The organism is Polaromonas hydrogenivorans (genome assembly GCF_040105105.1).
GTDB lineage: Bacteria > Pseudomonadota > Gammaproteobacteria > Burkholderiales > Burkholderiaceae_C > Polaromonas > Polaromonas hydrogenivorans.
On record NZ_CP157676.1, the window covers coordinates 25,242 to 45,946 of the forward strand.

Annotated in this window: 18 protein-coding genes and 3 pseudogenes; 8 read left to right on the forward strand and 13 right to left on the reverse strand. The window is 61.0% G+C overall.

The window, feature by feature from the left end; genetic code table 11:
- Positions 1-259: 259 nt before the first annotated feature.
- Positions 260-427: a hypothetical protein gene (locus ABLV49_RS20900; RefSeq protein ID WP_157040556.1), complete on the forward strand. Its 168-nt coding sequence runs from the start codon at positions 260-262 to the stop codon at positions 425-427.
- Positions 428-692: 265 nt separating this feature from the next.
- Here the strand turns inward: ABLV49_RS20900 and ABLV49_RS20905 are convergent, their stop codons facing one another.
- The 4 genes from ABLV49_RS20905 to ABLV49_RS20920 all read right to left on the reverse strand — a co-directional run bounded on the left by ABLV49_RS20905 (position 693) and on the right by ABLV49_RS20920 (position 3,471).
- Complete coding sequence (locus ABLV49_RS20905; protein WP_349282217.1) at positions 693-1,091, reverse strand: single-stranded DNA-binding protein; 399 nt, start codon at positions 1,089-1,091, stop codon at positions 693-695.
- 179 nt (positions 1,092-1,270) lie between these two features.
- The gene (locus tag ABLV49_RS20910) at positions 1,271-2,143 is read right to left on the reverse strand and encodes a hypothetical protein (protein ID WP_349282429.1); all 873 of its coding nucleotides are present in this window, start codon (positions 2,141-2,143) and stop codon (positions 1,271-1,273) included.
- Between the two features lie 237 nt (positions 2,144-2,380).
- A complete protein-coding gene (locus ABLV49_RS20915) occupies positions 2,381-2,782 on the reverse strand; it encodes a GreA/GreB family elongation factor (RefSeq protein ID WP_349282218.1) in 402 nt (133 codons plus the stop codon).
- Positions 2,783-3,162: 380 nt separating this feature from the next.
- Positions 3,163-3,471 (reverse strand): universal stress protein, encoded by a 309-nt coding sequence (locus ABLV49_RS20920; RefSeq protein WP_349282220.1) that lies wholly within the window; start codon positions 3,469-3,471, stop codon positions 3,163-3,165.
- On the opposite strand from ABLV49_RS20920, the pseudogene ABLV49_RS20925 reads away from it, so the two are divergent.
- Positions 3,466-4,023, forward strand: a pseudogene (locus ABLV49_RS20925) (LysR substrate-binding domain-containing protein). The gene ABLV49_RS20920 and the pseudogene ABLV49_RS20925 sit on opposite strands and share 6 nt — an antisense overlap.
- Before the next feature lie 656 nt (positions 4,024-4,679).
- Here ABLV49_RS20925 and ABLV49_RS20930 read toward each other — a convergent pair.
- The 4 genes and pseudogenes from ABLV49_RS20930 to ABLV49_RS20945 all read right to left on the reverse strand — a co-directional run bounded on the left by ABLV49_RS20930 (position 4,680) and on the right by ABLV49_RS20945 (position 8,411).
- Positions 4,680-5,876 carry an IS91 family transposase gene (locus tag ABLV49_RS20930; RefSeq protein WP_432280031.1) on the reverse strand — a complete coding sequence of 399 codons (1,197 nt, stop codon included), beginning with the start codon at positions 5,874-5,876 and terminating at the stop codon, positions 4,680-4,682.
- 10 nt (positions 5,877-5,886) lie between these two features.
- Positions 5,887-6,761 (reverse strand): annotated as a pseudogene (locus tag ABLV49_RS20935) (tyrosine-type recombinase/integrase).
- A gap of 61 nt (positions 6,762-6,822) precedes the next feature.
- A complete protein-coding gene (locus ABLV49_RS20940) occupies positions 6,823-7,899 on the reverse strand; it encodes an IS3 family transposase (protein ID WP_349276567.1) in 1,077 nt (358 codons plus the stop codon).
- A complete protein-coding gene (locus tag ABLV49_RS20945) occupies positions 7,896-8,411 on the reverse strand; it encodes a transposase (protein WP_349279284.1) in 516 nt (171 codons plus the stop codon). Before ABLV49_RS20945 ends, ABLV49_RS20940 begins: the two co-directional genes overlap by 4 nt.
- A gap of 156 nt (positions 8,412-8,567) precedes the next feature.
- Here ABLV49_RS20945 and ABLV49_RS20950 point away from each other — a divergent pair, with 156 nt between their 5' ends.
- From ABLV49_RS20950 to ABLV49_RS20960, 3 genes are all read left to right on the forward strand, one after another.
- Positions 8,568-9,968: a hypothetical protein gene (locus tag ABLV49_RS20950; RefSeq protein ID WP_349282222.1), complete on the forward strand. Its 1,401-nt coding sequence runs from the start codon at positions 8,568-8,570 to the stop codon at positions 9,966-9,968.
- A 393-nt stretch (positions 9,969-10,361) separates the two neighbouring features.
- Positions 10,362-10,526 (forward strand): hypothetical protein, encoded by a 165-nt coding sequence (locus ABLV49_RS20955; protein WP_349282224.1) that lies wholly within the window; start codon positions 10,362-10,364, stop codon positions 10,524-10,526.
- A 1,124-nt stretch (positions 10,527-11,650) separates the two neighbouring features.
- Complete coding sequence (locus tag ABLV49_RS20960) at positions 11,651-11,938, forward strand: hypothetical protein (protein ID WP_349282225.1); 288 nt, start codon at positions 11,651-11,653, stop codon at positions 11,936-11,938.
- Between the two features lie 165 nt (positions 11,939-12,103).
- On the opposite strand, the gene ABLV49_RS20965 is transcribed toward ABLV49_RS20960, so the two are convergent.
- The 3 genes from ABLV49_RS20965 to ABLV49_RS20975 form a co-directional block, all read right to left on the reverse strand.
- Complete coding sequence (locus ABLV49_RS20965) at positions 12,104-12,271, reverse strand: hypothetical protein (RefSeq protein WP_349282227.1); 168 nt, start codon at positions 12,269-12,271, stop codon at positions 12,104-12,106.
- Positions 12,272-12,409: 138 nt separating this feature from the next.
- Positions 12,410-13,858, reverse strand: a complete 1,449-nt coding sequence (locus ABLV49_RS20970; RefSeq protein WP_349282432.1) for an IS1182 family transposase — start codon at positions 13,856-13,858, stop codon at positions 12,410-12,412.
- Between the two features lie 26 nt (positions 13,859-13,884).
- Positions 13,885-14,250: a hypothetical protein gene (locus ABLV49_RS20975; RefSeq protein ID WP_349282228.1), complete on the reverse strand. Its 366-nt coding sequence runs from the start codon at positions 14,248-14,250 to the stop codon at positions 13,885-13,887.
- A 1,249-nt stretch (positions 14,251-15,499) separates the two neighbouring features.
- Here ABLV49_RS20975 and ABLV49_RS20980 point away from each other — a divergent pair.
- Together ABLV49_RS20980 and ABLV49_RS20985 are read left to right on the forward strand one after the other, a co-directional pair.
- The gene (locus ABLV49_RS20980; RefSeq protein WP_349282229.1) at positions 15,500-16,219 is read left to right on the forward strand and encodes a Crp/Fnr family transcriptional regulator; all 720 of its coding nucleotides are present in this window, start codon (positions 15,500-15,502) and stop codon (positions 16,217-16,219) included.
- Positions 16,220-16,288: 69 nt separating this feature from the next.
- Positions 16,289-17,025: pseudogene (locus ABLV49_RS20985) on the forward strand (Crp/Fnr family transcriptional regulator).
- Positions 17,026-17,044: 19 nt separating this feature from the next.
- Here ABLV49_RS20985 and ABLV49_RS20990 read toward each other — a convergent pair.
- Positions 17,045-17,779 carry a response regulator transcription factor gene (locus ABLV49_RS20990; protein WP_349282434.1) on the reverse strand — a complete coding sequence of 245 codons (735 nt, stop codon included), beginning with the start codon at positions 17,777-17,779 and terminating at the stop codon, positions 17,045-17,047.
- A 1,356-nt stretch (positions 17,780-19,135) separates the two neighbouring features.
- Entirely contained in the window at positions 19,136-19,516 is a 381-nt protein-coding gene (locus ABLV49_RS20995; protein WP_349282231.1) for a sensor histidine kinase, read from the reverse strand.
- A 95-nt stretch (positions 19,517-19,611) separates the two neighbouring features.
- Between ABLV49_RS20995 and ABLV49_RS21000 the strand changes: the two genes are divergently transcribed.
- A complete protein-coding gene (locus tag ABLV49_RS21000; RefSeq protein WP_349282232.1) occupies positions 19,612-19,983 on the forward strand; it encodes a lysozyme inhibitor LprI family protein in 372 nt (123 codons plus the stop codon).
- Positions 19,984-20,705 lie beyond the last annotated feature (722 nt).

Sequence of the window (20,705 nt, forward strand, 5' to 3'; positions counted from 1 at the left end):
CTTATGTTTACGTGATTTACACAATGGTACTGACCTGGTTCAAGCTTCAAAAACCGCCATGGGTTCCGCAAGGTCCTCATGGATGAGCTTAAAACACAGCGTATCAAAACTTCAAGGAAGTAACCATTTGAAGTGATGGGCAATAAGCACTGCATTGACGAAACTGGATCCAGACAACGCAGGTGCGACGCGGCACTGCAAAAGGGTCGAGCTGCACTGCGCAGGAAGCACATCAACAACGCATGGACAAGGAAGTGCTATGTTTTTTCTCAACCGCAGCGTGAACTGGAACAACGGGGACTACCGGGATTACTGCGACCACAGGGCCCGAGTGAAACGTCGCCTGCGCCTGCGGATGTCCATTGGCCTGACGCTGATGGGTTGCATGCTGGTGATCGCTGCGTGGGCTCCCAACGTCAGCGTGTAGATCCAGGCCCAGTCGATGCAGGCTGCGCCTGGACTGTCGGTGTTGGCACTGATGCGGAGTTGACAGTGATGGCGGAAAAGCATGGATCACCCAAGCAAGCCAGGACAATCGAGGCTGCTGGCCGTGCAACCTCAAGGACGTCCTGCGTTCCAGGCGCCAAGCTCATCTCTGGCATGAGCACATCGCCGCAGCATTGGTGAACTCCCCCACGGGCAAAGCAGGAATTACGGCTTTGCCGGTCCTTGATCGATGAGAAGGGGCGGACTCAAAAGTCCAGCGGGCCGCCATCGTCAAGCTCATCGTGCCGGCTTACCTGCTGGGAGTCGGATGGGCCAGGCTGCCTGCGCTCGAGCGCCTTGCGCTTGCGCGTCACATGGTAAGCCGTCAAGACCTGGCTGGCCACCAGGTCAAGTGCCGGCCGGGCGATGCCCTCGCGGTCCGTCCAGGCCTTGGGCGTCAAGCTGCCGGCCAGCGCCACGGCGTCGCCGTCGCCCAGCGCCAGCAGGGCTTCGCAAGCGGCCTGGCTGAAGGCAATGACGTTGACGAACACATCGCTATCGCCCGCATGGGCACGCACCTTGGCGGTCACGAACAGCGTTCCCGTCCTGCCGGTCTTTTGGGCAGGCTGGCCGTGCAGCTTGCCCGCTACCAGGGATTCGATCATTCAATAGCCTCCCCAATTAGAGTTTCATGCCGTGTGCATGTCTCAAGGATAGGTCAAGCTTGGGGCGTGGCCTGCACACACTTTTGTGCATGGATCACACGGTGCTGCGCATCACCAGTTGAGTGACCACCGAACGGGCACCTACAGGCGGCAGCGCCATCGCCCTCACCAGGCAGTTTTCACACACTGCGTGGCCCTGCCCAGCAGCCACTCATCAAGCCTTCTGGCTTTCTCGCGGCCTGCACCTGCGCGCTGGACTCCCAGGATTCGACCTGGACGCTCAAGCCGGCATAAACCCCATAGCCAACGCCTGCGCGGATTTCGTCGCCCGCCGAAAGACTCTCGCCGGCCTTGATGGAGCCATTTGCGTGGATGGATTCGCCGGACTTGATGCCCCAGCCAGCTTCCAAATGCATTCCGCCGCTGATGGTCCCACCGGCCAGGATACCTTGCCCGGCCCGAATGCTTTCAACGCCAACAATCGCGCCGCCAGCGCGCAGGCTCTTGCCGCACTCGACCAATCCCTGGACGATCAGGTTCTGTCCGACGAATGCGCTGCCTGTCAGTGACAGTTTGCCGTGGCAGATCAAATCCCAGGCGGCGCGCACATTGCCAGCGCAAAAAATGGCGTTCTGAACTTCAATGCCCCAATCGGCCCGAACGTCACCGCCGGCCTGGAGCGAGCCGTTGCTGTAAATGCTGCCCGCCACCCGGATGTCCTCTCCTGCCACGATGGCGCGACCGGCGCGCAGGCCGCCACCCGCCCGAATCGATCGACCGGCCTGGACGACTGTGTCAACATCGATCCCACCGCGAACCTCCAGGGCGCCAGCGTAGACAACAGCCTCGGCGTCCAGTGAATCGACGATCAAAACGGCGTTGGTTGGACCAAACTGCGTCAACAGCCAGCACGCGTCATCCACGCGCCCGGCACTCACGAGCGTATCCAAAGCTTCCTGGTAACCGCTGCCGTCTTCGACGTTGCGGACAAACCACCGAAAGCCGTCGGCGCAGGGACTCTTGGCCCTGAGAAATGTCTTTGTGAATTCCATTGCATTCAATCCAATTTCGATGTGCGCTGCCAATGCACCTCGTGCATTCGCTGGTGCGCTGTTGATGAAGTCCGTTCATGCTGGCAGCCAATGCAGGAAAACCAACACTTACTTGTGGGTCGAGCAGGGCGTTTTCCGGTAAAGCCAAAACTGCTCGCCCTGGCTCCAATGAGGTGTGGGTTAGGGCGTGGCGCGCTGGGTCTTTTCAGGCGGCCAGCTTGCAGGCCAGAGCGCGGCTCAGGTGGTGTAGTCGCCCGAGGCCTCGGGCTGAAACAAAATCGTCGCTACTTGGGCAGAGCGCTCTTGGCCATTGGGCACACGCCAACTGCAGACCTCCCCCAAGCGCCTGCCCACCAAAGCCGCGCCGATGGGTGAAAGCACCGAGATAAAGCCCAGCTCCGGCTCGGCGTCACAGGGATAGGACACCGTGACTTTTTGCCGAAGTCCAGAATCGCTGAAGATTATCTCGACCTGGGAATACATCGTGACGACGTCCGGGGCAATGTCGCGCGATTGCACGAGCTCAGCCGAGCGCAAGTCCATAGCCAAGGCCTCGGGGAGTTGCCCGCCATTGAGTTTGGACAATCGGGTGAAATCGAGTTCGGTGAGCATGCGCTCACCGGCGTTATTTGGATACATGACGGATCTCCATCGGGTGCGACCAGATCTGCTCAAAGCAGACGGCCGCGATCGCGCTAAGCGGGTGCCCGGCGATCGATGGTTTGCGCAGAAAAGAGGAAAAGTTATCGCCGGGCTGAGGAATGTGCGACTGGCTCGTAGGGCCACAATTCGCATACCGCGGCGCACCTCCCCGCAGACAGGCTGCTCGTGGCGCCTGTGCAAAGGGGGGAAAAGGTGGACGTCATGGGTAGAAATCAAATACTTATCAAGTGCGCGAATGGTAGCACTCAGCACTCAGCACTCAGGGCTTTCGCGGCAAGTTCACCTCATTTTTGGCACGACCTACTGACCGGGCTCAGGGGTTCGTGCCGTTCAACGGGCCTCCACATGGTTTGCGCTCAAACGGCCTTTCTCCTGACGAGTTGCAACTGGCTGGCTTCGCCCTGGAGCAGGGATTGCATTCGCCCCTTGGCCGCAGCGCCTGTTGGCGCCTGGTAGTCATGGCCGACGACCAGCACGTCGCAGCCCCCCAGGCTGACGACGCGCCGGGCCACGCTGCCGAACAGGAAATCCACAAAAGTTGAGTCCCTTCGCTTGCCCACAATGACCAGGTCCGAGCCGATGAACGCCTGGTGGACCGCGATGTGGCGGGCAGCCTCAGCGCGCCCGGCCGCCAATGAGGCGCGGTTTCTTCGGGTGACGTGCATATCAACCTGCAGACCATTGGCGCCCACCATTTGCGCGAAGGGCTGCTCCATGGTTTGTATGACCTGGTGCTCAGCACCACGCCGATCAGCCATCCGCACCTGTCGAGCCAGATCGTGCATCGCTCCAACGCGGTATGCGTGATGCATCCGGCCCATGCGCTGGCCGGACGCAATGCCATTCATGTGCGCGACTTGCAGGGCCAGGTGCTGCTGAACCTGAACACGGACGACGAGATCCAGTAGCAGTTTCAGCGCACCATGGAGCAGCATGCAGTGCAGGCCAGCGCGGCGCTGGAAACCACCTACTCCGTCACCATCTGCACCCTGGCCGCCGAAGGTGCTGGCATCGGCATCGTCAATCCCTACGTGGCCTCGGTCTTCATCCACGCCTTGAAGATGCTGCCGCTCATGCCCCGTCTGCCCGTCGAAGTGGGCATGGCGTTTGCCAGCCAGTCGGCCCCGTCGCTGATGACCGGGGAAAGCCGGGCCTGGAGTTCCTCTTCATTTAAATGCTGGGCTTCGTTCCAATCGAGCCCGGCGGCGCGGGTGTAGCTGGCAATGTCGCTGACGGTGAACTTGGAAATGCCCAGTGCTGCGCCAATTTGCCGCGTGTTGAGGTTGCCGCTGTGAAGCAGCTGCAACGTGTGTCGTATCTTGCTCATGGTGACCCTTGGTGTGGACATAGCTGGTTTCCGGTCAAAAAACCGGGCAGCCTACGCCTCGTTTGGGTCACTCAGGACACTGCTGGGGTGTCCGCCTTCAAAATGGAACGCTGTCCGCCTTCACCGTGGAACGGTGTCCGCGATGACGGTGGACTGCCGTCCGCCATCAGCATGGAATCGTGTCCACCATAGTTAAGGGTTGTCCGATGCCTGCCCGTGCGACATGACAGCGTCAAGCATGACGACGGCATGAGGGCAGGTGTTGGACAAGCCTCGAAGGAGGAAACCGCGCAATGCACCGCAAGGGCTTGGGAAAGCGACGAATCTATGGGGATTCGGGGTGCTGGGGGCGAGTCGGCGCCGACGATGCGCCTGGCGAACCGGCCAATGTCGTTGGCACAGCGCAGCGGATCGAAGTCGTCACCTTGACTTGGCCGGAGACAGGACGAGCTACAAGGGCCTTCGTTGAGCATGAAGACAAAAGCACCTCGCGACCCACGAAGACGAGGGATCGAGGTTGCCTCGAACGCTGATGCAGCTTTGTACTCATGGTGCCTGAGCCCGCTGGGGTGGTGCGCGGATCGGTTGCCCGCGAGCGAAGGTCAGCAGGACGATCATCGGAGCGCCGCAGTGCGTACAGAGGAAGGCCGGTTGAGCAGGACAAGGCCCGACATCGACGCTCGATGTTTGCGCGGCGGCATCGACTTCTTGCACCAGCAGTTCGCGAATGCGCCTCAGCTTGACCGTGCGGTTGCCGTTGGCCAGAAATCCGTAGTGGCGGATGCGATGCAAGCCAGCGGGCAGAACGTGCAGCAGGAAGCGACGCATGAACTCATCCACATCGAGCGTCATCGTCTTGTGGCGCGTGCGGCCCTCGGCCCGATAGTCCTTCCAGCGGAACGTGACGCCCCGCTCGTCCATGGCGAGAAGCCGGCTGTTGGAGATGGCCACCCGGTGTGTGTAGCGCGACAGATAGGCCAGCACCGCTTCGGGGCCGGCGAACGGGCGCTTGGCATAGACCACCCATTCGCACTGGCGCAGTGGACAGAGCCAGTCGGCGAACACGTGCGCGTCGGCCAGAGCAGCGAGCTCGCCGAAGAACCGCAACCGATGGGAGCGATGCGCCTGGGTGAGTGCTTCGAGGAAGCGTCGCCTGAACAGCCGCGACAGCACGCGCACGGACAGGAAGAACCCGGGCTTGCAGGCGACCCAACGTTCGCCGCCTGGCGACAAACCGCCGCCCGGCACGATCCCGTGCACATGCGGGTGATGCGTCAACGCCGACCCCCACGTGTGCAGCACCAGGGTCGCACCGATGCTGGCGCCCAGGTGCTTCGGATCCGCCGCGATGGTCAGCAAGGTCTCGGCGGCCACGTCGAACAGCAGCGCGTAGAGCACGGCCTTGTTCTGGTACGCAATGGCACTGATCGGCGCGGGCAAGGTGAATACGACGTGGTAGTAGTCCACCGGCAGCAGATCGGCTTGACGCGCTTGGAGCCAGCGCTGTGCCGCACTGGCCTGACACTTCGGACAATGCCGGTTGCGGCACGAGTTGTAGGCGATCTGGTCCTGTCCGCAGCCTTCGCAGCGCAACACATGGCCCCCCAGCGCCGCGCTGCGGCACTGCTCGATGGCCGACATGACCTTGAGCTGGCCCAGGCTCAGGTGACCCTGCTGCGCGTTGCGCCAATCGGGACCGTGGGTGCGAAAGATGTCGGCAACCTCCAGGGCGGGGTGCGCCACGCAAGACAACCTACGCGGGCTGCAGCATCTCCAGCGGACTGACCACCTCGCGCAGCACCTCGGTGGCGACATGGGTGTAGACCGAGGTGGTCTCCAGCTTCTTGTGCCCGAGCATCACCTGGATCACACGGATGTCCACCTTCTGCTCCAGCAGATGGGTGGCGAAGCTGTGACGCAGCGTGTGCATGGAGACGCGCTTGTCGATCCTGGCCGCTTCGGCGGCGGCGTGCACGGCGCGGTTGAGCTGGCGTGCGGTCAATGGATCCACCGGGTTCATGCCGGGGAACAGCCAGCCGCCCGGCAGCATCTTGCCTTGGGCATGGGCGACTCGCCACCAGGCGCGCAGCCGCTCCAGCAGCAAGGGACAGAGCATGGCGTAGCGGTCCTTGCGACCCTTGCCCTGCTCGACGCGCAGCGTCATGCGCTGGCTGTCGATGTCGCCGACCTTGAGTGCCACGATCTCACTGACCCGAAGCCCGGTGCCGTACGCGATGGACAGGGCCGTCTGGTACTTCAGGTTGGAGGCCGCAGCGATCAGGCGCGCAGCCTCGTCGCGACTGAGCACCACGGGCAGCTTCTGGGGCACATGCACGTAGCTCATTCGGGCCATCAGCTCCCCCGGTCGAGCGTGACGTCGAAGAAGAACTTCAGCCCGGTGATGGTGGCGTTGAGCGTGATCGGCGAGATGCCTCGATCGGTCATGTGCAACTGGAACCGCTGCAAATCCTCTACGGTGGCTGTGTCGGGCGAGCGTCTTAGAAAGCCGGCGAGGTATCGCACCGCGCGAACGTAGGCGGCCTGGGTCTTGGGTTCGAGCTTGCGCATGCGCATGTCGTCGAGCATGCGCTGGCGCAGCGGCGAGATGGCTTGGGTCGAAGGGATCATGATCGTGCTCCTGTCGAAGAACGGTGGCTGTCAAGGAAGTTGTCGCCTGAAGTGAAGTGAGTCAGGCTGTTTTTTGCTTGGATTCAGGCTCCTTGGTTTGTTGCTTGGTTTCTGGGTTGAGGTGCACGACATCGACATGCGCCCACTGGCGAGGCTGCCCTGACCAGCGCTGAGGATTTTCCTGGCGGGCCTGTTCATAGACGAGCGCGCGCTGCTCAAGCAGTGCCCGGTCCAGGCCGGCATGGCGCTGCGCCGGTGTCACGAAGCCAATGGCGCTGTGGCGATGCTCGTGGTTGTACCAATGGGCCAGCTCGGTGACCCAGCGCCTTGCGGCCAGCAGGTTCTCGAACGGCTTGACAGGCAGTTCGGGGCGGTACTTCAGCGTTCTGAACGCTGATTCGACGTACGGATTGTCATTGCTCACGGACGGACGGCTGCGCGTGTGCGCCACGCCCAGGCGCTGCATGGCCGCCAGCATGGTCTCGCCCTTCATGGGCGAGCCGTTGTCCGAATGCACCGTTAGCTGGCCCGGGCGAATGCCCTGGCTCTCACAGATGTCACGCAGCAACTGGCTGGCCAGCTCGGCGCTCTCGCAGTCAAACACCTGCCAGCCCACGATCTTGCGGCTGAACAAATCCTCGAACAGGTACAGGTAAAAGTGCTGGCCGCGCACCTGAGTGGGCAGATACGTGATATCCCAGCAGAACACCTGATCGGCTCCGGTGGCGGCAAGGGCGCGCGGCCGGCTTCGCTTTTGTGCTGCGCGCTCCGAGCGTCGATGGCCCAGTTGGCCCTGCTGTCGAAGTATTCGGTACATCGTGGACTCCGAGGCCACATAGACGCCGCGGTCGGCCAGGCGAGGCACGACTTGGCTCGGCGGCAAGTCCTTGAACGCTTCGCTGTTGAGCGTGGCCATCACCGCCTGGCGCTCGTCCTCGCGCAGCTTGTTGGGCGGGCACACATAGCGCCGCTTGCCCGAAGGACGCTGGTCGCCCTCGGCCGCCTGCGTGCGCTGCCAGCGCTGCACGCTACGGCAGGACAGCCCGATTTGATGGCAAGCCGGCTTCAAGCGCGCCCCGTCGGCGCAGGCCTTGCCGATCAGGCCGAGCAACTTTTGGCGCTGCTGGACGGACGTCATTTGTCCGCGCCCTCCAGCAGCGCCTGGAAGTTTTTTTGCAACACCAGCAAGGCGGCTACCTCGGCCAGCGCTTTTTCCTTGCGCCGCAATTCACGCTGGAGCTGCTCGTGCTGACGCTGGAGTTCTCGAAAGGCACCCGTTGCCTCGCGCGAGGCGGGCGCGACCGGGGTGCAAAACTCTTCGCGCCACTGCACCAACTGGTGCTCGAACACACCACGCTCGCGGCACCACGCCGCCAGTGCCGGGCCATTGAATGCGTAGCTTTCCTGCAGAGCCCTCAGGCGCTGCGATGGCGACCAAGATGCAGCCGGGCCGTCCAGCGCAGGGCTTGTCTCCCCGAGTGCCTGTTCGCCGGCCTTGGCCGAGTCCAGCACCCATCGCTTGAGGGTGCCGGCAGACATGTTCAGCTCGCTGGCAAGGCTCAGAATTGAACGCGCGCCGCGATGGCGGGCTTTGAGCAGTGCCTGCTCCTTGAATTCGGTGGAGTGATGGGAATGAGGTTTTCTGTGCATGAAATGTCGCTTGCGCTGCGGATAACCCGCGGAAAATCGGAGGCGACAACAATTCTGACACCCGGGGAGATTGAAAACACTGTGTTGCCTGGCTTGGCAGTCAGCTGCAATGCTGGCTGCATTTGCCCAATCAAACGTCCAGTTTAGGAGACAGCCATGAGTGATACCAATCCGCGCAATCAAGATCCCATAACCGGCGAACCCGGCGCTCACCCTGTTGGTACAGGCGTTGGCGCCACTGGGGGCGCTGTCACTGGCGCTGCCGTGGGCACTGCGGTTGCCGGCCCCATCGGAACCATCGTTGGCGCGGCCATTGGCGCCATTGCCGGCGGCCTGGCAGGCAAGAGCGTTGCGGAAGGAATGAATCCAACCGAAGGCGGTGCACCGCAAGAGCACGCGGTCGGAACCACCGTAGGCGCCAGTGGTGGCGCCATTGCTGGTGCGAGCGTCGGTGCAATTGGCGGCCCGATCGGGATGGCAGCCGGCGCCGCCATCGGCGCGGCGGCAGGCGCCATGACCGGACGTGGCGCGGCCGAAGTGGTGAATCCCGACCCTACCGACCGTCTGGGCGACCACAACCTCGAAACTGGCGTTGGCGTTGGTGGCGGCGCACTCGCAGGTGCGGCAATAGGCGCTGTGGGTGGGCCTGTTGGCATGGCAGCCGGTGCAGTGATTGGGGCAGTGGCTGGCGGCAAGACAGGTGAAGGTGCTGGCGAAGTCGCCAACCCCAAGATGACCGACGACTTGCCCAATCACAACCTGGCTTCTGGCGTCGGCACGGGTGGCGGTGCACTCGCGGGCGCTGCGATCGGTGCGGCCGCTGGTCCGATCGGTATGGTTGCCGGCGCTGCCATTGGTGCGGTGGCTGGCAACAAAGCCGGCGAAGGCGTTGGTGAAGTGGCCAATCCAAAGCGCGACGATGACCTGCAGGAACATCACCTGGCTTCAGGTACCGGCACGGGTGGCGGTGCGCTCGCGGGTGCGGCCGTCGGTTCGGTGGCCGGTCCGGTCGGTGCTGTTGTAGGCGCAGCGATTGGTGCCACGGCAGGTCACCTGGCCGGCAAGGGCGCTGGAGAAGCAGTCAATTCCAAACATTGCGATGAAGTCGGCGATCACAACTTGGCTACTGGGGTTGGCGTGGGTACCGGCGCCGCCACTGGCGCCATGGTCGGCGCGGTAGGCGGTCCGGTGGGCATGGCCATCGGTGCAGCTGTCGGGGGCCTGGCTGGTGCAGCGGCAGGCAATGGGCTGGCCGCTGCCGTCAACCCGGCCGCCGAGGACATCTACTGGCGCACCAGCTATGCCACGCGCCCAGGTTATGTGGACGGGTACAGCTACGATCAAGACTACCAGCCAGCGTACCGCCTGGGCTATCAAAGTCGGGACCGCTACGCCGGCCGCAGCTTTGACGAGGTGCAAACCTCGCTGCAGAGTGACTGGGAACGCCAACGCGGCACATCCCGTCTGACCTGGGATCAGGCAGGCCCTGCCACGCGTGACGCCTGGCACCGCATTGAGCGGGCTCTTCCAGGCGATTTCGACCGCGACGGCCGATAACAAGGCCGTCAACTGGCCTTTGCTGCCGGCGAGGTCTTCAAAGTCAACCGCCCTGGGAGGGGCGGTTTTTTCTTTTCGAGCCAGTTAGCTGCCTGGCATCGAGCCCAGAATTTTGCACCTTCAGTGACCGCGTGGTTCACGATCAGTACATGGCGCGCCATGCTCGCGCGTCTTCACTGAAGGCTAAAACACAACATCAACAATGCTTTGTTGTTGAGATAATGGCTCAACAGTCACACCTTCGGTATCGTCAACAACGGGAGCGCTGCATATGACACTTTCTGACGCTCAAAGGTCAAAAAAACGTAACTACTCGGCCCAATTTCAGGCACTGCATCGCATCAGGAGGAATCGGCGTGCCTTGGTTCTTCACCACCATCATCACCCTGCCTCATGATCCTGAACCAGAAGGAATACGGGAAACGCAGCATCTCCGTGCTGCACGGCATTGCTGAGCAGATTCGTCAGCACCTGGCGCATTCGATGCGCATCGAACGCCAGGGGCACGTTGGCAGGTATGTCGCACCGCAGTGTTCGCTGGGGACAGGCGACAAGTAGCTTGACATTCACCGGGAATTGAGGTTTTTCAGCCGATGCACCAGGCAGCGCGGCTATGCATTTCCTTGTGACGCGCAAGGATGCGTCGAAATGAGCGCGCTTCTCCCGTGGTGGCCCTGGTGGCTTGACCAGTCGCGTTTCGCGCACGCAGGCGGATTCATCGGGCTTGTCGCCAGGCTAGAAGCAACGCGAGCGTGTCTTGGGGATACAAACAGGGCCCGCAAGCAAGGCCGGGGGGGACGGACTCCACAAATTCAGGCCCAACCAGCAGCGAAAAATCGTGAGCCTGGTCAACATGGGTCAGAAAACCGCAGCGGCAGCGGCCAGACTGTTCAATGTCCATCCAGCGACCGTGTCGCGTCGTCTGCAGCGCAGCTGCATTCCTTCACCGTGTTTTTCGTTCCATTGCGCCCTGCACCTTGAGCTCAAGCCGAACCGTTGCGAACGAAGGAGCGGGCCGATCGCATCAAGGCTGCGGGCATGTCATCGACTTTGCTCACCCAAGCTAGCCGTCTACAGGTGCGCAGACGGCTTCAAATCACCCAAAACGCTGGCAAAAAGCGCCGGGTTCCCGCATAAAAAACGGGTGCTGTACAGCCACAAACATCCAGCTTGTCCAGCTGACATCCCAGGCGCTCTAAGCTCAACAGCATACAATCTGAATCGGCTGTCACACAAAAAAACCAATGTGCGCAAATGCTCTACAGACATTGCACAGGGTAGAGGAGACAAAAAATGAGTTTGGCGAAAAGGACCTGCGCCACCTGCTGCGCTTTCGAACCGGTACGCGGGTGCTGGGCTGTGGTCAGTGCCATTCAACAGCGTGACCCGCATGGAGGGTGCAAGCACCATCAGACCACCCTGGAAAGCGATGCGCGGGATGACGCCGTTTTGACGCGCTGCCAGGCACTGTTGATCCAATCGCACTCGCCGGGCGGCAGCACGGACCAAGGGCCGCCATGAAACCCAGGACCGTGCAGACAGGCCTGCAAGCCAATGCAGCGCACCAGGCTACCCGGGGTCGTCTCGGGAAACGAAAAAAATCGTATGCCAACGACTAAAAACCCACGGTCACCCAGCACTGGGTTTCAACCATCCACCCCGCGTGCACAGTAAAGGATCTCATGAGGTTTTATCCATTTGAACCCCAGGCTCAGAAGCACATCCGCAAATCCCGCGAGTATCTGGAAGAAGCCAACCTCAAGCGGGTCGAGCATCAGGCGGCGGCCGAGCACCATCGGGCATTGACCATCATGTATGCCGAGCGAATCGGCCGCATCGAGGCGGAACTCAGCGCTGCCTTGCAGGTTGGCTCAACGAGCAGCCAGCCGGCCGAAGCCGCTGACAACGAGCGCGTTCGCCCGACGTCCGATTCGGTGGTGATGTATCCCTCGCGGGCTGCGCTCGCCTGAGTGTTCAAATAAGGGTTGGAACGGGCCCCGCTTGTGTGAACCAACGTGCCCCGCTTTTCAAGCGGACTCCGAGCGCCTTGCAAACGATGCGCGGACATTGCGAAGTCGGGAATGATTCAACGCAATTTCAACTCACTGCGCCGGCGCATTTCCGTTCGGCGAAGTTCAAAGCTCGGGGCTCTGCGCATCGCGTCTGCGCTTTCCCTCTGGCATGTGGCCCAGGCCGCGTTCTTGCGTCAATGCGGCATGCAGCAAGTCCATGGCGGCTGCGCAATCGAGGACAGTGGCCCGCACCTGCGCCAAGGCCTCAGAGGCTGAGAGTTTTTCGGTCATTGGCACGCAAGCCTTGCCAGCCGCTATTCGCGGCAACTGCGGCGACACATGGACGAATTGCGCGGCCCATTCGCGCAATTGACGCTGCGGGCTCTCGTAAACGGCCTGTTTTGGCTTTTTCAGTCATTTCCTGCCCTCTCATGCGGCCTGCGCGACCATTGCGCACGGACCTGGTCCCCAACCAATGAGCTGCGGCGCGAGCGCGACCATGGTGCGCATCAGGTTGTGCGCCAGCACGAACAGGCCCACCACGGATCGGACCTTGGTCAAGCCGCGCACGGGCATTCGCAGCAGTCCTCGGTTGCGCGCTTGGGCGTTGACGCATTCAGCCGTGGCCGCGCGCTGCTTGTAGATATCCCTGGCCTGGGGACTGGCCATGCGCTGGCGCCAGCTGGCCACCGCTTCGGAGTCACCAGGCTTGGGCTGGTGCTTGTCCTGCTGCACCTGTTTGCCCGGCTCGTCCTTTGGTTCATCCTTGTTCGCGTCTTTCTTCGCGTCCTTCCTGGCTTTGGGCTCGGGCACCGGCGCATAGACCTCGGTCTTGCCGGCCACCGCGTCGATCTGCTCGTGCGCGGGGAAGCCGCCATCGACCAGCCACTGATCCGGGCTCTGGCCCAGACGCTGCTCGACTTGCCGGACCATGGGGGCGAGCTGGGCCATGTCGCTGCCGGCGTTGACCACGTCCATGCCGACGATGACCTGGCCTTCGCACTCGGTGGCGAATTGCACATTGAAGGCCGGCCGGAAGCCGCCGTCGCCCATCTTCATGACACGCGCGTCGGGGTCCGTCGTGCTCGCCCGGGCGTCTTCAGCCTTGGCCCCGTTGCGCTTCTTGGCCGCCGCCACTTCGGGCAGTTGTTCCAGTGCCGCCTGAATGCGCTGCTCCCGCTCCTGGGCTGCGCGCAGCTTGGCCGCCTGCGCTTGGCGCTTGGCCTTTCCCGGGTCGGCCTGCGTCTGTGTCTTGATCATTTGCACCAGCTCGCTGGCCTCGCTCAGGTGTTCCTGCAGGCTGGCTTGGCGGCGAAACGAGGCCGCGCCTGCATCTGCACGCACGCGCATTCCGTCTTGCGCCACGCGCTGCAGGCTGATGGCACCGGCGGCTGCCAAAGCGGCCACGTTGTCGCTCAGCAGTTCGTCCATCAGCGCTTCATTGCCAGCGCGAAAGTCGTTGAGTGCGTGGTAGTTCACCGACACGCCCCCGCAGATCCATCGGTACGCGTCGTGCTCCTGGCTCAGCCGCGTAACTTCGCGCCCACTGCCCACGCCGTCCAGCGTGGCGTACAGCCACAGGGCGAACAGGATGTACGGGTCGATCGCAGCACGGCCGGCGTGGGAGCCGCGTGCCTTCACCGCCTCGACCAATTTGCTCAGGTCCTGGCGCACGACGTAGCCCCATACCAACCGGGCCCGATGGTCCTCAGGCAGCAACGATTCCAGGTCCGAGGCCCGCAACTCAACCTGCAAACGATCGGGCTGCAGCAACCGTGGCGATCCTTGCCGGCGCTTGCTGGCCGCCTTCGCCTGGTCCTGTTGCACCTGTGCAGGACTGGGCTGGGGCATGTCCTCGAACAGGCTCACCTTTACCATCCCGTCTTCGTGATCTGTATGTTTCGTCATGCCGCTTGACAAGCCAGTTGCATGCCAGTTTGCAAGGTCTGGAGAAAAACTCTCACTCTCTCAGGCGAGGGCGCCTGCAGCGTGACGTCAAGCCACACGCCCGCTGCCAGCCTGAGCCTGGTCTGGATGGCCTCGAACAAAATCTCCCAGTCGCCGATCTCGATGTCCAGCGATCGGGTTCGCCATGCGGCACTTGCCGGCGCAGCGGCTCCCTCCTGACTTTCCTTCCAGATGCTGCGACGCAAGGCATTGCCGGCGTAATACTTGGATTCGCGCATGCGCTTGACGATGCATGATGCGGCCAGATTGGGGCGTGCCGGGCTTCTGGAGCCGCGCTCAGGGTAGGGAAGGGGTTGATTCATGTCGGCGCTCAGGCTTCAATAAGTGATGCATGGCGTCGCAACGACGTTCAGGCGCTGCCACCGATGCCGGCGCGTGCTTTTTTCCTGATGCGCTTGTTATAGAAAGTTTCAAGCGCATGGTCTGTGCGCCAACGTACAGACGAGACGGCCTCGGGCTTGAAAACAACACCAGGCTCGTTGAGGCAACCGCAAGCTGGCGCTTCGCGCCCGATGCAGCCCGGCACGCGCTGCGCAGCGCGCGCCAGTTCAGTCAGAAATCTACGGCTCCCGATGCGCTACGCCGTGGCCCGTGGCCTCCTCCCTGCGCCGGCGCCTCCTCAGACAAGGCCGTGTGCATGCACGCAAGACGGTGCGCCCCGGCGAACCGTCTTGCCGCTCCTGCCGACTTGCACGCCGCAACGCCCGTCAACTCAAAGGTCAACAGGGCACGTCAGCCTGCCGGGCTGGCACCCGTGCTTGGGCACTGCGCCCGAGGGTTTCCTTCTGAGCGTGCTGTACGTCTTCGTTCTCGAGACGGACCGTCTGCTCAATACAGTAGGCCAACAGTCCCGTCGAATTCGCTTGACTTGTCGAAGATGGCGTCGGCGCCCAGCTCGGTCGCCCGTCGGCGAATGTCAGAAGTGGCGTAATTGGTCAGAACGACGACTTTCTGGTACCACTCGCGTCTTTTGCATCGCGCCAGCACGCCCAGCCCGCTGCCTTTCCTTCAAAAAAGGTCCACGATGGGCAGATGCCATGCACCAGGATGCAGCTCGAGCCAACGGATGGCCTCGGCCTGCGTCTCGGAGCAGGTGATGTGTGAGACGTCGCCGATCCCCCGAAGCCCCCGGAAGCGTTTCGATCTGATTTTCGCGGATGAGCGCATTGTCTTCGACCAGATGGGTGATGAGCGTCTTTACAGGGGGTGTCTTCCCAAGGGACCTGTGGTTGATGGCTCGTTCGGTTGGTGCCCATGGGTCAGCCCAACGGCTGCGTCATACAAACACGTCAAGTCCGGGAAAACAATTCCCCGTCTGCGCGCATCTTGGTCGTTGCCAACACTGCAGCGCCCCTTGATGATGCACGCTACCTCGCTTTTTCGAGCACCGGCTTGGGCTCGAGGGCGCTGAATCACCGACGCTTGCCCGCTCTGGCGCCATGGGCTGGCCGCAGCTCAGGCAGAGCTCACTCCTCAACCGTCGCACTCACAGGCGACCAAGGTTTCTGATGCCCTTTGAATCAAACCCGGTAAGTGTGTATATTTGTGAGCATGAACACTCTGTCTGACCCCAGGGACAACCGGCTGCTTGCCGCCTTGCCCGATGCGGAATGGCGGCGCTGGCTGCCTCAGCTGGAGCCTGCCGAGATGGCGCTGGGCCAGGTGATTTACGAGTCCGGGGGCACGCTCAGCCATGCTTACTTTCCGACCACGGCCATCGTATCAATGCTCTACGTGATGAAAGACGGCGACTCGGCCGAGATCGCCGTCATTGGCAGTGAAGGCGTGGTCGGCATTTCGCTCTTCATGGGCGGCGGCTCCACGCCCAGCCGGGCCGTTGTCCAGAATGCAGGCCAGGGTTTCCGCATCAAGGCGCAAACCCTGAAAGCGGAGTTTGAACGCTCACTCCCCGTTGCCCACTTGCTGCTGCGCTACACGCAGGCGCTGATTTCGCAGATGACGCAAACGGCCGCCTGCAACCGGCACCACACGCTGGACCAGCAGCTGTGCCGCTGGTTGCTGCTGAGCCTGGACCGTCATTCGGGCAACGAGCTGGTGATGACGCGAAAGCTGATCTCCAACATGCTCGGCGCGACCGATGAAAAAATGACGCAAGGCGCCCTGAATCTTCAGGATGCCGGGCTCATTCGGTATCTGGATGGCCGAATCACGGTGATTGACCGGGCAGGCGTGGAAAAGCGCACGTGCGAGTGCTACCAGGTGGTCAAAGATGAATACGACCGACTGCTTCCTCAGCAGCAGGCCTCATAGCGCAGGTCCATTGCCGGGCATGGCAGCGCAGGGACAAGCATTAAACCCAGGCCCGCCGGGGACTTCCTGATGACCATCATCGTCGATCCCAGACACAACCACTTGCTGGCCGCGCTGCCCGATGCCGAATGGCAGCGCTGGCTTCCGCAACTGCAGTGGATCGAGTTGCCATTGGGTAAAGTGCTGTACGAGTCGGGCGCCCAGCAAAGCCACGTTCACTTTCCCACCACTGCCATCGTTTCATTGCTGTACGTGATGGAAAACGGCGCCTCGGCCGAGATTGCCGTTGTCGGCAATGAGGGCCTGGTCGGCATTGCCCTGTTCATGGGCAGTGAGTCCACGCCCAACCGCGCGGTCGTGCAAAGCGCCGGACAAGGGTTCATGCTGGGCGCGCAGGCGATCAAGGACGAGTTCACGCGTGCCCCGGTGCTGCACCTGTTGCTGCGCTACACCCAGGCGCTGATCACGCAAATGGCGCAAACCGCCGTGTGCAACCGGCACCATTCGCTCGACCAGCAACTGTGCCGCTGGCTGCTGCTGAGCCTGGACCGCCTGCAGTGCAACGAGCTGGTGATGACGCAGGAACTGATCGCCAACATGCTGGGCGTACGCCGCGAAAGCGTGACCGAAAGTGCGCGCAAGCTGCAAAAACTGGCCTGATTTCCTATTCACGCGGTCGTATCACGGTGCTCGACCGCCCGGCGCTGGAAAAACGCAGCTGCGAGTGTTATGCAGTGGTCAAGAAGGAGTATGAACGCCTTTTGCCAGCAGGACTCTCGTCTGGACCGCCCAACTTTAGACGTTGAGTAGTAAAAATCAGGCTGGTTAAAAAAGCCCGTGGTTTGCCGCAAAACTGACTGCTTGCGCACGGTTGCGCACATTGAGCTTGCGGTAAATGTTCTTGATGTGCGTGTTGGCGGTCTGCCCGCTGATGACCAGCCGTGCGCCAATTTCAGTGCTGCTATGGCCCGAGGCGACCAGCTTGAGGACTTGTTGTTCGCGCTCGGACAGCTTGTTGTCCTTGCCTTGGTTCACGGGCAGCGGCTCAACATTGGCTTGAGGCGGCTCGAACTTGCTCAGCAGCCGGCGCGCCAGGTTGGGCGTGATCGAAGCTCCGCCATTGACCACCTGCAGAATCGCCTGCGGAAAGTTGCCGAACCAGGAGTTTTTGACCAGGTAGCCGGTGGCGCCGAGATCGAACGCATGCAGGGCATGCTGCTCGTCCTCCATGGCCGAGATGACGATGGCCTCAGCCATCGGACGAACAGTTTTCATGTATTCAATCAGGTCAAAACCGGTGCCGTCGCCCAGGTTCAGATCAACCAGCATCACATCGAACTCATTCTGACTGATCAGGCGGCGGCCCTCCCGCACGCTGCGGCCTTGGCCCAGCAGGTTGATCCGCAGATCGCCCAGCAATTCGTGGGCAATCACACGGCTCATGTGGAGATCGTCATCGACCAGCAGGACACGAACCGGGTGCTCGGCCTGGCCCGTCAGGAAACTGGGCCACATGGGCTGCAAGGCGCCATGGGGAGCCAGCTGATGGCTTGTCGGCATGGAACTGCCTTTGGTCAAAAAGTTTGACCCCTGACCCAGAGGCATGTCGACCCGTTCAAGCGGCGGCAGCCAGCACTGCCACTCGTCATCGGGCAGCGCGGCGAGCATCTGTTTGGCTTGGGGGTCGGAAGAAAGATGCATCATTGGATTCCAGGGGCAGGTCAGGCTTGATTCACCACTTATGGCAGAGATCTCGCGGAAATCCAAGTATTAGGAATCAAGGACGGTTTGTATGTTCGACAGCGTACATACCAGCTGGAATTAAATCCAATCTCTCTATGACGGCTTGTTGAACCGCCCGTCTTTCGTGGAGGCCGGTTGTTGTAAGTTTTCCACAGTCGCGGTCAACTCGGCGGAGTTGCCGATAGTTGCTGCCGGCACACCTGACACAGGTACGTTCAACACGTTTGATCAGTTTCGGTGTGCCAGCAGTGTCAGTGCGAACCACCGACTAGCAAGTACGGCCAAGTGGGAATTTACATTGGCAGAGGGAGAAGTGGGGCAAGCTTTCCGAAAAAAGCAGCAGCCCGGAAATGGGCCGGACGCGAGGACTGTTTGTCCCCGAAAACAAAGAAGCCAACCGCATGGGTTGGCTTCTTTGCAAGGTAAACCTTGGTGGCCTGGGGCGGAATCGAACCACCGACACAAGGATTTTCAATCTCCTGCTACTTGGCGATGACGGTCATGAAAAAGGCTTCATCAGCTACCTGCGCGGTCCCACGGGGATCGGGTGTTGTCGCCGACCAAAAGTAGCTCAAACGGGGTAGCCCTTCGAATCCTCAAAATGTATCAAAAAATGACACCTATGGCCGCGCTTATCTGCATCACTTTTGGAGGCCTGCCACACTGAGAAAAACGCATCTCCACTAGAAAGGTACAGCCGGTTGGCAGGTGGCTTACTTCGTAACACTTTCAAATGCACTTTAGAAAGCAGCGCCGTAGAATAAATTCGCAACAGCGAAAGTTGAGTGAAGTTGTAATTCACGAATGAAAGGATGTTCACACCTTTGAGAAATACACGCTAATCCCTTGGCTCATGCCAAAACTCCAGATACTTTTCCACCGCCAGGGCTTGTTGACAAATAACTTGTTTAATTTTTAAAGCAATTTGATTGGAAAATTTTCTCTCAATTGCTCAAGTTATTTCGAAACAAGCCCTTAACTCTTTCCGCAAAAAGGCTGATCCCCTTTTGGCGCCTTCACAAGACTCTTTCCCACTGCAGATTTTCACAGAGTTGACCCATCTGTTCGGATTTTCGAGTTGTGATGCATCCGATAAAGCCACCTCAAAAATCCAGCCTCATTTTCATTGAGGCCACATACCAATGTTGCTGCCTTAGTCGCGCGTTCCAAGCGCTACCGCGCAGCGTCCATCAAGCCCGGACTCTTGGGACAGCCGGGCAGCGAGAAGAAAAATGTAGCGCCTTGCCCCACCGCGCTTTCGGCCCAGATGCGGCCCCCGTGGCATGAAATGATGCGTTGCGATGTCGCCAGGCCAATGCCCGATCCTGAAAACTCCTCCGGTGAATGCAGACGCTCGAAGGTGCCAAACAGCTTGCCGACATACAACATTTCGAAGCCGGCGCCGTTGTCCCGCACGAAATAGGTTGCCGCCTCTGGGCCAGCAGTTTGCAATTGCCCGACCCGGATTTGCGGCGCAGACGCTTTTGCGGTGAATTTCCAGGCATTGCCGATCAGGTTTTCCATCACCTGGCGCAGCAGTTCGGTATCGCCCACAGCCAGCAGGCCCTCTTGCAGCCGAAGGGCTCAAGGCGCTGGGCCAGCCGGTCAGGTCGGCGCAGGAGGACACTTCAACGACTTCCCAAGCCTTGATGCCGCCATCGCAGGCCCGCCGCAATGAGGCTGCACAAGCGGCCCTGCCGGCGCCGCACAGGCCGAGCACGGCAATATCGCCCGGACCGAGTTTTGACTGCGCCAAGGCGCGCTCCATGCCCGAGAAGATGATTTGTTCGGATGCCGAGCTTGCCCGGCTCGACCGCGAACTGGGCTGGGTGTACGCACGGGCGAAAAACGCGGCTGCCGACGGCGCCGCTTTTCGGCGCCAGAACAGCGAAGAGTGGCGCAGGCGCGAGGCGACGTGCCGGGACCGAGAGTGCCTGCTGCGCTGGTATGCGAACAGGCACGATCAGCTGATGAATATCCTGCAAGGGCAGGAGCCAGCGCCATCGACAGTCTCCCGATAGGCAATTTTGTGGCGGCGCTGAGCTTTATTTCGTTTGTGGCCCTGCCTGTATCGGTAGCGGCATCAAGCAAGTCGGCCATGTCGTGGTGTCCACATACCTGTGGAAGGTGCTCTACAGCCTGAAGCAGCAGCACGCCGGAAGTCACCAACGATGAGACACGCGAGTATTCGACCGTCTCGATGTCTGATCTGAAGAAGATGGTGGGCATCAGCGTGTTGCTGGGGTTGCCCCAACAGGTGCGCGATGGCGGGATGAACATGCCCAGGCCAAGCGCACGGCGTGACAGCCAAGGCAGCCTCCACGGCGATCAGCCATACCTGCAGTGAGAGCCTGATGCGGAACACTGAACATAATTCCTAGAAGCATCCAGGCTTCCAAGGGGAATATTCCACGACATCTGTTAAATAACAACACTGATTGACATCACGTGTTCGAATCCGGCTGCAGATTATTTTGTGGTGCCTTGCTGACCGTAAACGCTTCGGAGTTACAGCGTGGAAGTCGACAAGGACTTCTTGCTGACGGTCAAGCGCGACAAGTCTGCTGCCCTGCACTTTTTTGAAAAAGTCATGTAGGCCAGCGGTGTGCCGCAGAGATGATCGGCGCCTGAGCGCAGGCGTTTTCGTTGAAGGATCCGGCAGTCATTACCTCTCTAGCTGATATTTGGTGAATACCTTCAGAACAGGTAAAATGCAAATACCTGTTTTGCAAATATTGGTTAT